At 47.7% G+C, this 16,578-nt stretch carries 3 protein-coding genes; all 3 read left to right on the forward strand.

Annotated elements, in window-relative coordinates; all coding sequences use genetic code 11:
• Nucleotides 1-327 precede the first annotated feature (327 nt).
• The 3 genes from B5Z18_RS22255 to B5Z18_RS32845 all read left to right on the forward strand — a co-directional run bounded on the left by B5Z18_RS22255 (nucleotide 328) and on the right by B5Z18_RS32845 (nucleotide 16,535).
• Nucleotides 328-13,317, forward strand: coding sequence for an Ig-like domain-containing protein (locus tag B5Z18_RS22255; protein ID WP_143313658.1), 12,990 nt, complete (start codon nucleotides 328-330; stop codon nucleotides 13,315-13,317).
• Between the two features lie 89 nt (nucleotides 13,318-13,406).
• Nucleotides 13,407-14,414 (forward strand): PorP/SprF family type IX secretion system membrane protein, encoded by a 1,008-nt coding sequence (locus tag B5Z18_RS22260; RefSeq protein ID WP_079471798.1) that lies wholly within the window; start codon nucleotides 13,407-13,409, stop codon nucleotides 14,412-14,414.
• A gap of 63 nt (nucleotides 14,415-14,477) precedes the next feature.
• Nucleotides 14,478-16,535: an OmpA family protein gene (locus tag B5Z18_RS32845; protein ID WP_227024434.1), complete on the forward strand. Its 2,058-nt coding sequence runs from the start codon at nucleotides 14,478-14,480 to the stop codon at nucleotides 16,533-16,535.
• Nucleotides 16,536-16,578: the final 43 nt, after the last annotated feature.

Below are 16,578 nucleotides of genomic sequence, written 5' to 3' on the forward strand. Positions count from 1 at the left end.
CCCGTTTTAACGAGGTTACCACGCATTCTCCGGCCTGTTTTTCTCCTAATCCCTCTTTCTGAATGAACAAAATGAACAGTGAAAATTATGATTGAACAAACTGAACTGTTAACCGGAAATGAACAAGAAAGACATATCAATAAACCAGCCCTTCAATATACATTCGTAGCGTTTTTGTAACATTCTTTTAACAAATAACCGCAAGGAAGTATACTTTTTTATCAACCAGTATCCCTTCCCCAAGCCATTCCTAACCTGCCTGCCTCCCTTTAGAGTTTTGTTGTATTGCAATGAAACTGAACAATTTTTATTCAAATATTTGATGCTATGCATTCAAAAGCTACTCCTAATAGCCCTTTTACTGCCCTTTTCTGTTTCCCTAGCTTCGCAGGGAAGGATGCTGTGAAAACCAGCGTTGCCCACTTCTTTCATAAGGCCGGGTCAATAGTATGGAAAAGTCTCGTGTTACTATTATTACTATTTAGTATAGGCGCTCAGGTTAGTCAGGCGCAAACGTACACCACCAGGGTGTATGCCAATACCCAGATAGGCAGGGCCACAGGGCTTTGCATTGGTTGTGGTGTAACAAATGGCGCGCAGGCAGTGGATGGTTCCCTTACTACAGCATCCACCATCTCTACATTGGTTACACTCTTAGGCGCTACGGCATCACAGGATCTGATCTTTCCGGCGCCAGTTACCAATAACACGCCGGCGGTGGTTAAAATCGGTACGGCCGGTACACTCGGCACCCTGGTGAATCTAAATCTGCTTGGAGGTGTTTATGTTCAGGCATATAACGGCAGTACCCCGGTAGGAGGTACTGTATTCGCCAATAATTCAGTATTAACCCTGCTGGCAAGCGGTAACCAGGCGGAAATATTTTTACCTGCTCCCGCCGGAACATACGACCGGGTACGGGTAACAGTAGATGGCGGATTAGCAGGAGTAGCTGGCAGCATACAGGTATTTTCAGCATATTATGATACACCTGCTTCAGGTACAATAAACTGTGGCGCAGCAATAGATGTGCTATACGGTGTTACCGGGCAGGCAGCTTCACTCGGTGTGGTAACCAATCCTGCAGCAGCAGGCGATGGTATTGTCACTGCAGCCAACTATGCAACGCTGAGCAGCGTTGTAGGTGCATTAGGCAGCAGTGCCCAGGTAACTGCAGTATTCCCTGGTCTCTCTAAAAGCGGTGATTCTATCCGCGTAGTGATTTCTGATCCTGCCTCATTGATTACTTTACAGCTGCTCAGTTCAGTTAGAATCATTACTTACAATGGTCCTAACGTGGTTGATAATATTCAGGCCGACGGCAACTTATTACATCTCAATCTTCTTTCAGGAGCAGGAAATTTGCAGGCATTAACTTTCCTGCCTACCGCTCCTTTCGACCATGTACAGGTGCAGATCGGATCGGGACTGGTAGGCGCCCTCGCCTCCCTGAGAGTACATGAAATACAACGTTTCCCGGCGGGCCCGTCAACAGGAGCTGGTGGACCATTGAGGACCACCTGCTTAAATGCGCCGCTTACATTGAATGTAAGTAATCCGGAAGTCGGATTAACTTATACATGGTACGACTCTACCCAAACCACCATTGTAGCATCCAATAGTATCAGCTACAGTCCTCCTGTAGGGGTAGCCGGAAGTTTCCGCTATTATGTTTCTGCCACCAGGGTTGGCTGTTCAACTGAATCAGCCAAAACACTGGTAACAGTAAAGGTTAATAATTTCTCAACCGCTGCAGATATCACAGTTCCTGCCAGTACGCAGGGCTGCCTGGCGGACACCGTAACAATTACACCTACTTCTGCTACCGTTAATAATAACCCGGTATTCAGCTGGTATAAAAATGCTGATAAAACCGGTCCTATTACAAATGGCCTGATAGAAGGAGCCGTTAAGTATAACATCGATATAACCGGAAAATTAAGTATTACCGGTCTGGCTGCAGGATCATACACCTATTATGTAAGCGTATCAGACAGCGATCATTGTGAAAATGCAGCTAACGCCCTGAAGGCAGCTCCGGTAACTGTAGCTGCGCAAATTGCGCCACCTGTACTTTCTCAGGCGTACGCGGTAACAACCGGCATACCATTGGTATTAACAGCCACCCCGGTATCCGGTGCCAATATTGAATGGTACAGCGATACCACGCAGGCACCTATTGCGGTAGGGAATTCCATTACCCTGCCACCGTTTACCAATCCGGGTGTGTTTACTTATTACGCAGGTGTAAAAACTACCGGTGGCTGTACGTCTTACCGTGTTCCTGTGGTGATTACTGTAACCGGCCCTGTTACTACTACCAGTTGTAACGTGCCCACCAGCCAGGTAACCGGAACCACTTTAGGTTGCATATTGTGTAGTGTTACAAACCCTGGGTTTGACATAGATACTATTTCTACTAATTTCACCCGCCTCAATATACCGGTAGGTTTATTGGGAGGATCAGTTTATCAACAACTTATCTTCCCTGCTGCAGGTGATGCAACAGATAGCATCCGTCTTGATCTCGCTTCCCCGGGCGGACTGGCAGATGTAAGCTTACTTGGAGGCGCCGTGGTTACCATTTATAATGGTGCAACGGTTGTAAGTACACACACCTTATCACAATTGGTCACTTTGAGATTATTGAGCGGTACCCGCTACTATGCTACAGTGGCCGCGGGTGGCGTATACGACCGGGTGGAAGTGAAACTTACCGGTGTAGCCAATTTGCTCAATTCCCTTGATATTTATGGTATACGTTCTCTTGTACCGGATCCTGTTATTACCGCCGGCAATGTAAATGTATGCGTTGGCCAGCCTGCTGTATTCACGGCTACACCTGCTGCGGGTACAACTGTTCAGTGGTATGCTGATTCAACCAGTAACATTTCCCTGGGTAGTCAACCGACATTTACTACCGATACATTGAGAACAGCCGGTACCTTTACTTATTATGTACAGGCAATGGACGGTACCTGCGCGAATCCAAATCGTATACCGGTTACCGTTACTGTAAATGCTTTGGGTACTGCAGCTGATATCACTGTTGCCGATACTACCAATGTTTGCGGAAGCGGTGCTGCCACACTCACACCAACTGCTGCAGGCGTAACAACTCCGGTATTCAAATGGTATACAGACGCCAATAAAACAACGCTTATTACAAACGGCGCTGTTATTGGCGGTGCTACCTTTACTATAAATGCAGCCGGCAGCCTCTCCGTTACCGGCCTCTCACTGGGTAACCATACTTATTACGTAAGCGTATCAGGTGCCAACCGTTGCGAAAATGCAGCCGGCAGCCTGAAACCTGCTACTGTAAAAGTAACTACCCCACCTGCACCTCCTACCCTGGTTCAGTCATACACCGTAACTACCGGGTTACCATTAACATTGGTAGCTTCACCTGCTCCGGGATCAACGATCGTTTGGTACCGCGATACTACGCAGGCATCCATTGGTAGCGGTAACTCTATTACGTTACCGCCGTTTACCACTCCGGGTGTATACAGCTATTTCGCGGGCGACAGCCTGCCAGGTGGTTGTGTTTCAAGCCGCGTGCTGATCACCATCACTGTAACGGGGCCTGTTACTACTACCAGCTGTAACGTACCTACCAGCCAGGTAACCGGAACTACTTTTGGTTGCGTGTTGTGTAGTGTTGTAAACCCAACCAACGACATCGATACTGTTAGTACTAATTTCACCCGCCTCAATATACCGGTAGGTTTATTGGGAGGTTCTGTTTATCAACAGCTCATCTTCCCCGGCTTAGGCGAAGCAACTGACAGCATTCGTTTTGACCTGGCTTCACCAGGCGGACTGGCAGACGTAAGTTTACTGGGCGGTGCAGTAGTAACTGTGTACAATGGCGCCACAGTGGTAAGCACACAGAATTTATCACAGTTAGTCACCCTAAGATTATTAAGCGGTAACCGTTACTATGCTACAGTACCTGCCGGTGGCGTGTATGACCGCGTAGAAATAAAATTAACCGGTTTAGCGAACCTGCTAAATTCCCTGGATATTTATGGTGTTCGTTCCGTTGTTCCGGATCCGGTTATTACCGCCAGAAATGTAGCGGTATGCGCTGGCCTACCTGCAGTATTCACAGCTACTCCGGCTGCAGGTACTACTGTTCAGTGGTATGCTGATTCAACCGGTGGCGTTTCCCTGGGTAATCAGCCTACCTTTACAACAGACACCTTAAGAACAGCCGGTACCTTCACCTACTATGTACAGGTAATGGATGGCACCTGCCCTAATCCAAACCGTATCCCGGTTACAGCCACTGTAAACCCATTAGCTACTGCGGCAGATATTACAATAGCAGATACTACAGCAAGCTGTGGTAGCGGACCGGCAGTGTTGACACCAACTGCGGCCGGTGTTACTACACCTGTATTCAAATGGTATGCAAATGCCAATAAAACCAATCCGATTACAAACGGTGCTGTTATAGGCGGCGCTACCTTCACCATCACCGCGGGCGGTCAGCTTAGTGTTACCGGTCTTACACCAGGCAATCACACTTATTATGTAAGTGTATCCGGTGCTAACCGTTGTGAAAATGCCGCCGGAAGTTTGAAAGCTGCGACTATCAAGGTCACCACCGCTCCGGCTCCGCCAACAGTAGTACAGAATTATTCCATCAGCACCGGGTTGCCGTTAACCATCACAGCAACTCCTGCTCCCGGCACTACCGTGTTGTGGTATAGCGATACCACACTGGCGCCGATAGCCACCGGCAATTCCATTACTTTGCCTCCGTTCGCAAGTCCGGGAGTATATACATATTATGTAGGCGATAGCCTGGCAGGTGGTTGTTTATCCAACCGCTTGCCAATCGTGATTACAGTAACCGGACCGGTTATACCTGCCAACTGTAATATGCCTACCAGCCAGGTAACCGGAACTACGCTGGGTTGCGTGCTGTGTAGCGTTGTTGATCCAAACAACGACATCGATTCTATTACTACTAATTTTACCCGCCTCAATATACCGGTAGGTTTATTGGGAGGTTCTGTTTATCAACGTCTCATCTTCCCTGCAGTACGCGCGGCATCAGACAGCATCCGTTTTGAGCTGGCTTCACCGGGCGGACTGGCGGATGTAAGCTTACTCGGTGGTGCAGTGGTAACTGTTTATAACGGAACAACCGTTGTAAGCACCAAAACATTATCTCAGCTGCTTACATTGAGAATATTAAGCGGTACCCGCTATTATGCCACTGTTCCGGCAGGCGGCGCTTATGATCGTGTGGAAATAAAACTGACAGGTGTTGCCAACCTGCTGAATTCACTGGACATCTATGATGTACGTGCCGTTGTTCCTGATCCTACCGTTACTACACAAAACCTGGTGGTATGTGCTGGTCAACCTGCCACATTAACTGTAACACCGGCCGCAGGAACAACTGTACGCTGGTATACTGATTCTACCACCACTATTGTAAAGAGCACTTCAAATACATATGTTACAGACACCCTGAAAACAGCAGGTACATTTACCTACTATGTTCAGGCAGTTGGCGCAAATGGTTGTGCGAATCCAAACCGTGTACCTGTTAGGGTAACGGTTAACCCGATCAGCCAGTCTGGTGATATCACGATCGCAGACACTACTACCGCCTGCACCAGCGGACCGGCAGTATTAACACCAACTGCACCGGGTGTTACAGCTCCTGTATTCAAGTGGTATAAAAATGCAAACAAAACATCTCCGATTACCAACGGCCTGGTAGAAGGTGCGGTAAGCTATGCACTGGACAGCACAGGTAACCTGACCATTACTGGTTTGACTGCCGGTGCTTATACATATTATGTAAGTGTATCCGGAACCGGTCAGTGTGAAAATGCAGCCGGTACGTTGAAAGCTGCAACAGTACGCGTAGTACCAGCTCCTGCTGCTCCGGTTGTAACCGGCGATGTAGTAGTAACTACTGGTGTAAAGGCTGTTTTAAGCGCGCAGCCGGTACCAGGTGCTACCATCGTATGGTATAGAGATGCAACTACTGTTCAGGGTATGGGTGACACCATCCAGGTAGGACCATTTAATACGCCGGGTACTTACACTTACTATGCAGCGGTAAGAATTGCCGGTGCCTGTGAATCTGCCCGCGCAGCTGTAAATGTGAAAGTAACAGGAGGTGTGATTCCTTCTCCGGATTGTAACGTTCCTACCAGTCAGACTTCAGGTACTACCCTGGGTTGTATCCTGTGTAGCGTAAATAATCCTACCAATGATATCGACAGTGTCAAAACCAATTTCACTACACTGTCTGTGCCTGTTGGTGCGCTCGGAGGCTCTGTATATCAACAGCTGATCTTCCCGCATGCAGGATCTGCAGCAGATAGTGTTCAGATACGTCTGGGTAACTCAGTAGGACTGGCGGATGTTAGTCTCCTGGGAGGTACACTGATCCGTCTCTATAATAATAATACACTGGTTAAAACAGACACCCTGTCAAGATTGCTTACCCTGCGTTTACTCAACGGTCAGCAGTTCCAGGCTACTGTAGTAGCTCCTGCTGCTTACGACCGGGTAGAAGTAAGAATGACTGGTGTACTGAACCTCCTGAATTCAATTGATATCTATGGTGCAAGGATCATATATCCTAAGGCAACTGTAAATACTACAAATGCCACCGCTTGTATCAACAGCAAGGCTACGCTTTCTGTAACACCAGCGGCCGGTACATCTGTACGCTGGTATGCTGATTCAACCAGCAGTACTGTATTAAGCACACAGAATACTTATACTACTGATACGCTGAAAGTAGCAGGTAAAGTAACCTACTATGTAGCGGTACTGGGCGGACCAGACAACTGTCCTAACCCGGATCGTATACCTGTAACCGTTACTGTTACACCCGCTCCTCCGGTACCAGGCGCTCCTGCTACCGTGAATATTTGTCCTGGTTCAAATGCTTCACTGCAGGTAACTAACCCGGATCATCAACTGACCTACAACTGGTACAATGTACCAACCGGAGGTACGAAGCTGAATACCGACAGTGGCTTTGTATTTAATGTAACAGCAGTTAACAGGGATACTACCTTCTATGTAGAAGCTGTTAGCAGTTGTGGTGCTGCATCAGGCAGACAAGCCATCAGCATTGTATTATCTGCTTCATTAAGTGCGCCGGTGGTAACACCAAACCCGGATTCAACGGTAGTAGGCAGACAAACTGCACTGACAGCTACTTCCAATACAGCTAATGTTCAGTTTGTATGGTATGCAAGTCAGGCAGGTAATGATAGCCTGTTTACAGGACCAGTATATACGCCTCCTGTATCCAATGTACAGGGAACCGTTACCTACTGGGTAGAAGCCAGGTTAACAGGTGGCGCTTCCTGCAAATCTATCAGGGTACCTGCTGTAGTAATATATGGCCCTGAACCAGGTCCGGATCCTGGCCCATGTGAAGGCGCTTCTACGCAAACAATCGGCGGCAGCGGATTACTCATACTGGGTAATGTGTACAATCCTGCCCTGGCGGTAGACGGTAGCCTGAGCACCGGATCTTCCCTGGTAATCAACCTGGGTGCATTGAACGCACAGGTATGGCAAAGAACTAAATTCAACGGAGTATCTGCTCCTGGAGATACTGTAAGGGTATGGTTGTCGAACCCAAGCCAGGTGCTTTCTGCAGCACTGTTGGGTGGCGTACAGTTAACAACTTACAACGGTACCACTCCTGGAGACTCTCTCCTGGTAAATAATCCGCTCATTAAACTCACTATACTGAGCAGCAAGAGACAAGCTATTCTCGAATTTGTACCGACTAAAGCATTTGATGCAGTAGAAGTAAAACTGAAATCAGGCATACTCGGTGCATTAACAACAGTAGACTTCAACTACGCGCAACGCGCACTGGCGGCTCCGAAAGTTCAGGCAACGCAGGTAACGGTATGTGCCGGCAACACTGCTAAACTGGATGTACAGAATCCTGTGGCTGGCGTTACATATCGCTGGTACAACAGTAAAGGTGTTTATCTCACAGGTAAAGATGGTGTATCCTTCACCACCGGTACCCTGACTACAGACACCGCCTTCCTGGTAGAAGCGTTCAGGAACAATTGCGCCAGCAGCGTTCGCACAAGAGTGGATGTGAAAGTGGTGGCAGCGCCTGCACCTCCTGTAGTACGTTCTGCAAATGTGGAAGTGTGCGCAGGATCTGATGCACAACTTGCTATCAACAACCCTGTGAGTGGCTATAGCTACGCATGGTACAATGTTGCTACCGGTGGAACCAGACTGAATCCGGTTCCGGACAGCGGCTTAACATTTACTGTGACCAACGTAACCGCACAGGCAACCTATTATGTAGAAGCTATCAACGACAGCTGTAATACAATATCTGCCACCAGAACGGCGGTTACCGTTAAAACAGGTACCTCATTGGCTCCGCCAACAGTAACACCTGTAAATGATACCGTTGTGATTGGTCAGCGTCCGCTGTTCATTGCAAAAGCAGATGCAGCGAATGCAGAATTCTACTGGTTCAGAACACAAACAGCAACAGACACCTTATTTAAAGGTGCATCTTTCGAAGGTCCTGCATCTACTGCCCTGGGAACCGTTACCTACTGGGTGGAAGCAGCCCTGCCGGGTGCAGCTACCTGTAAGTCTGCAAGAGTAGCAGTGAATGCTATTACTGTAACTCCGTCAGGTCAGGTACCATGCGAAGCCGCAACCGGACAAACAATAGGTGGATCTGGTTTGCTGGTGCTGGGTAATGTTTACAACCCGCAACTTGCAGTGGATGCCTTTACAAGCACCGGATCTTCCCTGGTAATCAACCTCGGAGCAATCAATGCAACGGTATTCCAGAAAGCAACCTTCAACGGATTATCTACTCCGGGTGATACCGTAAGAGTGAAACTGTCCAACCCAAGCCAGATCCTTTCTGCAGCGGTGCTCGGCAGTATACAACTCACTACATACAATGGCAATACACCAGGTGATTCAGTGCTGACGTCTAATCCAATTCTGCACCTGGATCTGCTGAGCGGCAACAGAAGTGCTATTCTGTGGTTTGTACCAACCAAACAGTTTGATGGTGTGGAAGTGAAACTCAGGTCAGGTATATTGGGAGCCTTACTCGATGTTGATTTCAATTACGCACAACGTGCCATTGCTCAGCCGAAAGTACAGGTGAACAACGCTACTATCTGTAAGGGTAAACAAGCTACCCTCAGCGTAATAAATCCTGCAGCAGGTATCACTTACAGCTGGTACAACAGCCAGGGTAACCACTTACTGGATAGCATTGCTTATGTAACACCAACCACACTCGATTCCGGAGTACATACTTATACAGTAGTACCAAGCAGAAATGGTTGTCCGGGTGCAGCATCAGCGGCCATCACAGTAACTGTTCAGGGATCTCCATCGGCTCCGGTTGCGGAAGCCAATAATGTATCTACCTGTCTGAATACACCAACTACCCTCAGGGTAAAAGCAGTAGCAGGGGTTCGGTACAACTGGTACGACGCAGCAACAGGTGGTGCAACACTGGTAACTAACAGTAATGAATATACTACCCCAGCCAGTCTGCAGGCAGGTACCTATAACTTCTATGTGGAAGCGGTGAACGCGGGTGGCTGCGCTAACGACAGCGGACGCACCAGGATTACCCTCACTGTAGACAGTGCATCAACAGCTGCCGATATTCAAATCACTGATAAAGTAATTTGTGCAGGCGATACAGCGGTATTAACACCAACTACCACTACAGTACAGAATCCTGTATTCAAATGGTATGCTAATGCCGACAGAACCGGTCCGATTACACAAGGTGTAAGCAGCGCGGGCGTATTAACTATCACAGGACTGACGCCGGGAACATACACCTACTATGTAAGTGTAAGCAACGCCGGCAAGTGTGAAAATAAAGCAGGTGACTTGAAAGCAGTAAAAGTAACGGTGAATAACACCGCCACTCCAACAGACATCGTAGCGGCAGATACAACTATCTGTGCAAATACTACGGTTAAACTCACGGCTGCTTCAACAACCGTAACAAACCCAATATTCAAATGGTATGCAGATGCAGCCCTGACAACATTCCTTGCTTCAGGCGCAACATATACTACCAGTGCCCTGAGCGCAACCTCTTCTTACTATGTAACTGTAGAAGGAAGCAACAGATGCGCAAATGCAGCCGGCAGCGCCAAAGAAGTGAAAGTGACAGTGAGTGATATACCGGCTCCGATTATTAGCGCATCAGCGATCAGCATTTGTGTAGGCGATACCGCAACACTGAGCATTCAGAACGTGGATAATACGCTGACCTACCGCTGGTATAGTGCGGCAACAGGCGGTACATTACTGTTCACCGGTCCGGTGTACAAGGTAACGGGCCTCACTGCTTCGAAAGACTTCTATGCAGAAGCTTCTCTGGGTGGATGTAGTAGTGCTGCCAGAACGAAAGTGTCAATAGGCGTAGGTGTTGCTCCAACCCCGATACTCGAAAACAATAATGTAACAGCATGTCAGGGTGGAACAGCGGTACTGAAAGTAACGTCTTCTGTGAATAATATCACATACAGATGGTATACTACATTAACCGGCGGAGTGGCTGTATTTACAGGACCAATCTTCACCGTGAATAATGTGACAGCTAATACAACCTATTATGTGGAAGCTACCGGTGATACTTCAAATTGTGGTAAACCTTCTGTAAGAGCTGCCGCGAAGATCAACGTGGTACCTGTACCACCGGCTCCTGTACTGGTAAGCAACAGTGCGGAAGTTTGTAAAGGTCAGAATGTAACATTGCAGATACAAAGTCCTGCAGCCGGTGTTACTTACGAATGGTTTGATGCAGCAACAGGCGGCAACAAAGTAAACGAAGGATCAACGTTTAATATCACGGCACTGGATTCTACAGTGAGCTACTACGTACAGGCATTGGTAAATGGAGGCTGCCCAAGCGCAAGCAGAACGAAGGCCACCATCACCGTGAAGAGCGTACCGGCAATACCTGCAATTTCATCCACTTCCCTGTTCATTTGTCAGGGAGGCAGTGTAACACTTTCTATTCAGAATCCAGTAGCAGGTGTAACCTACCGTTGGTACAACGCGGCATCTGGTGGTACGCTGCTTGCCACAGGCAATAGCTACACAACCGGTGCATTAAATACAAGTACCGATTTCTATGCAGAAGCTAACAATGGTAATTGCAGTAATAGTGTAAGAGCGAAAGTTTCAATAGGTGTAGGACAAGCACCAACACCAATCCTGGAAAGCAATGCACTCACTATCTGTATGGGAACTTCCGCTACACTCCGTGTAACTTCAGCTACCAACGGAGTAATCTACAAATGGTATACTTCTGCCGCAGGTAATGATTCTGTAGGTGTAGGACCGGTATTCCAGACAGGACCGCTCAATGCCAGCATGGATTATTATGTGGGTGCAACAGGAACTACAGGTCAATGCGGTAGTCCATCCGCAAGAGTGAAAGCTACTGTAACAGTAGTGGCACCACAAACAGCTCCGGATGTAGTAGCCTCTGCACTTAAAACATGTGCCGGCACTGGTGTTACCGTATCGGTGAAAACAATCAAACCTGGAGTTACCTATCAGTGGTACGACGCTGCAACGGGCGGCAACCTGCTCTCTTCTGACGCAGTGTACAGCGTACCGGTGGTTACTCAGAATACTACCTTCTATGTACAGGCAAATCTGGGAAGTTGCTCCAGCAGCAGAACAGCGGTGACAGTAACCGTTGACCCAACTCCGCCAATACCGGAAGTAAATGCTGATAACCTCACAACCTGCATAGGTGGTACCGTAACATTCAGTATCAAGGGTGCAGACGCTTCATTGACTTATCGCTGGTATGATGCGCAGAATAACGGCGTATTCCTCGCAAGCGGTACTTCATACGCAACGAAACCACTGGCAGCAAACACTACATTCTATGTAGAAGCACTGAACAGTCAGGGTTGCAGCAGCGGTCGCAAAGCAGTAACAGCAAATGTGAGAAACGATATAGATGCGCCATTGGCAGATCCGTTGACAGTATGTAGCGGACACACAGCGGTACTTTCTGTGAAAGGCAGACAACCAGGTATCATCTACAAATGGTTCAGCGCATCAACCGGAGGAACAGCCGTATTTACCGGTGCAGATTTCACTATCACACCAAGCGTAAGTACTGTATACTTCCTGGAAGCATCTACCAGCGGCGGTTGCATCAGTGCAAGCAGAACAAGGGTAGAAGTAACCGTGAATCCGTCGCCGGCTGCTCCTATAGTAACCAATGCAGTCATCAAGGTTTGCACCGGTCAAACAGCTACGCTCGGTGTACAGGGTCCGAATGGCGCCCTCACTTACAAATGGTATACTACCGCAACAGGTGGTACTGCTATCTCCACAGGTGCTTCTTATACAACACCGGCGGTAACAGCTAACCAGATGTATTACCTGGAAGCATCCAGCAGCAATGGTTGTACAAGTCCAACACGTACTGCGGTGAGCGTTGAAGTAATACTTCCACCAGCCGGACCACGTGTAACCGGAAACGATCCGATATGTCCGGGCAGCACAGCAATACTGATGGCTACTTCCACCACTCCGGATGTTGATTTCCGCTGGTACTCCGTAGCAACTAACGGTACGCCGATAACCACAGGTGCAACATTTGTTACACCAGCGCTGAATGCCAATACTACTTACTATGTAGAAGCATTTACAGCAGGTGGTTGCACCAGCTCCGCCAGAACAAGGGTAGATATCAGCCTGGCACAACCACTGCCTGCACCGGTTGTAACAGTGGACAACACTACGGCTACATCTATTACCTTCCGCTGGTCACCGGTTACAGGAGCACAACGTTACGAAGTAACAGTAGACAACGGCGTCACATTCATAGCGCCAAGCTCAGGTGCAACTGGTACCACACATACTATCTCCGGTCTGCAGCCAAATCAGAGTGCTACGATCCAGGTACGTGCCATCGGGGCATCCACCTGTCAGAACAGTGCACTGTCTGCCGCAGTAACGGATAAAACGAAGAACCCGCAAGGCAATAACATCTATATACCGAACCTCTTCAGCCCGAACGGCGATGGTATAAATGATATCGAGTATGTATATGGAACCGCCATTGCACAGCTTGAATTCAGGATCTACAACCAGTGGGGTCAATTGGTATTCACATCGAAAGATCAACGTCAGGGATGGGATGGTACCATGAGCGGACAGAAACAACCGGTAGGCGTATATGTATGGATAGTGAAGGCTACCATGCAGGATGGTACGGTGATCACGAAGAAAGGTAACGTAACCCTCATGAGATAATGATGATTCATCAGCAAGATCAAATCAAAAATAAAACCGGGGTGCTGCAAAGCATCCCGGTTTATCCAGAAATACTTAAAAATGTTCCTATGAAAAGGATTTTTATAGTTGCAATGATTTTATGGAGCAGCTTATTGCCCCGCACTTCTGTTGCCCAGGTTGATCCGCACTTTTCGCAATACTATGCGTACCCGTTATGGCTTAACCCTGCTCTTACAGGCGTGATAGACGGTGATTACCGCATTAGTGCCGACTATCGTAATCAGTGGGCCAATTACGGGAAACCATTCTCCACTGTGGGTATTTCTGCAGATGCCGCTACGGATAAGAATATAGGCGTAGGTATTAATGTAATGAACATGTCGGCAGGTGATGCAGGCTATAATTTCTTCAATGCAATGGCCAGCGTTTCTTACACCGGTGTGAAATTTGGCCGTACCAAAACCAGCCAGCTGGTGTTCGGGATCAACGCAGGGTTGATCAACAGAAGGCTGGATCCTGCTAAATTCCAGACCGGCAGCCAGTATCAGCCGGTAACCGGTTTTGATCCCAGCATATTTAACGGGGAGAATGTAAGCAATACCACGTCCAACCAGTTTGACGCAGGAGCAGGTGTAGTATTTTTTGATGGTAATCCAAATCATACATTAAATCCATTTGCTGGATTTGCAGCACAGCATCTTACACAACCAAAGGATCCGTTTTCCTCCGATGGCACTGAAAGAAAGCTGCCGGTAAGATACCTGGTACACGGTGGTACCAAAATCAGGCTGAATGATGCCGTAACCCTTACTCCTACCGGACTTTACATGAGACAAGGAAATGCCGAAGAAATTGTGGCGGGTATGTATGCCCAGCTGATGGTAAATCCTGAATTCGATTTCCTGGTGGGAGGTAACTATCGCTTCAATGATGCCGTAATTCCTTTTGCCGGTTTCCATTTCAAAAGCTTTGTACTGGGATTAAGCTACGATGCCAATACCTCCAACATGCGCCGCCTGGTAAATGGCAGCCAGAGCTTTGAAATATCACTCTCTTTTATCAGCCGCAAAAGAAGAATGCTTAACGAAGAATACTTTATTTGTCCCAGGTTATAATTTATCAAAAACCGGATCAGAATGGAGGCAAAAACATATACAGAAAAAAGAAATGGAACCCTCATGAAAAAAATTACACTCTGTTGGCTGGTGGTTTTTACAGGAATAATTGGCTCCCTACAAGCGCAGTATGTTTATGATTTTAAACATACTGCAGACGTTTTTTACGGCTCACGGGATTATTATTCCGCGGCACAGTACTACAATAAAGCACTGGGCACTTTCAAAATCAAGCCAGAGCAGGTATTACCCTATACAGTTGCCGGCGCTCCTCCCAGTGGTAAACTGAAGGATTATCAACAGGTGGTAGCCAGGCTGGCTGAATCTTACCGGCTCTTCTACGACTATGGTAATGCAGAAACCTGGTATGCGCAACTGGTTGGCTTTAATAATCCGGCATATCCCCAGGCCCGGTACTGGTACGCCATCTGCCTCAGGAACAATGGAAAATACCAGGAGGCACTGGATGAATTTAAAAAATTCAAACAAAGCTATACCGCCGCCGATGAACTGTCTGTAAGAACCCCGCTCGAAATTGCCTGCTGTGAATTCGCACTCTCTGAAGCCAATAAGGAACCAAGATTTACGATCGTAAAAACTGCCGGTAATGTTAATGAAGGCGGTGCAAACTATGCGCCGGTGATCCTGGATCCGGGCACTTTAATGTTTACCTCTTCCCGTGCGGAAAATCCACCGCTGCCTACCACTGTTAAGCAGCCCACCACAAAAAAACAAGCAAAAAAAGGAACCCCATATGTAAATGATCTTTACACTGCTACCGGCAGCGGCAATACCTTCGATAACAGCCAGAAGCTGAAAATCCCTACCACTAAAGGATTCGACCAGGGAGTATCTGCCATCACCCCGGATGGTAACTCTCTGTATATCACCCGCTGGTCGATGAAAGATGGCGTGAAACAATCCGCTATCTATTTCAGCAGTCGCCAGAATGGGGTGTGGTCTGAACCAAAAATATTAGGCGACAATGTAAACGTTACAGGGTATAACTCTATGCAGCCCTATATCACTGCCGATGGAAAATACCTGCTGTTTGCATCCAACAGACCCGGAGGTATGGGCAAAAATGATTTGTGGTATTGCATCATGACCAACGGCACGCCCGGTGGCGCCCGCAATATGGGTACAGCCATCAACACAAAAGATGAGGAACAGGCGCCATTCTATGATGCAGAGAAAAATCTGCTCGTATTCAGCACCGATGGTCGCGTAGGTTTGGGTGGGCTCGATTTCTTCCAGAGCGAGGGCGACTTCGGTACCTGGTCGGCCCCGGTTAATATGGGTAAACCATTGAATTCTCCTAAAGATGATATCTATTATACGGCACTGGATAATACACATCCCTTTGCAGCAGGCTTCATCAGTTCCGACAGGGAATCTATCTGCTGCCTGGAAGTATTCAGCATTAACCGCATCCGCAAAATAGCAAGTGGGTTGATCATCGACTGCGATACCCATCTGCCGCTGGAAGGCGCTACCGTTACCTTATTGGATACAGTGAGAAGAAAAACAATCCGCAAAGTTACACTGGACGCCACCGGAAGGTATACCTTTGAAGTGGATCCACAACGCTTTTACAAAGTGATTGCTGAAAAAGACAACTACTTCACCAAAACACTCTATTTTAATACAGATTCATTGGTGAGGATAGATTCTATGGACAATCCCACCCTTTGTCTCAAGCATTACGAAATAGAAAAACCAATTGTACTTAATAATATCTACTACGATTTCGGAAAGGCAACGCTCCGTCCGGAATCTAAAGCAGTATTGGATACAGTGGTTGATATGCTGAACGATAATCCGAAGTTAACGATCGAGATGAGCGCACATACCGATAGCGTAGGCTCCGTGAAATTCAACGACAAGCTGTCCCAGGCCAGGGCTCAATCCTGCGTGGATTACCTGATCAGCAGGGGTATTGCTTCGGAAAGGCTCATCGCTAAAGGTTACGGTAAATCCAAACCAATTGCACCAAACTCACTGCCTAATCATAAAGACAATCCAGAAGGACGTCAGCTTAACCGCAGAACTGAATTCAAGGTATTAAAAAGACAGGTTCAGGTAAAGGTGGAAGATGATGGTAACAGCAGTAGTCAATAAAAATTTTCCCTTAAACCGGCTGTTTGGCCGGATCCTTCCATAT

This window comes from Chitinophaga ginsengisegetis (genome assembly GCF_900168065.1).
In the GTDB taxonomy this organism is placed as follows: Bacteria; Bacteroidota; Bacteroidia; order Chitinophagales; family Chitinophagaceae; genus Chitinophaga; species Chitinophaga ginsengisegetis.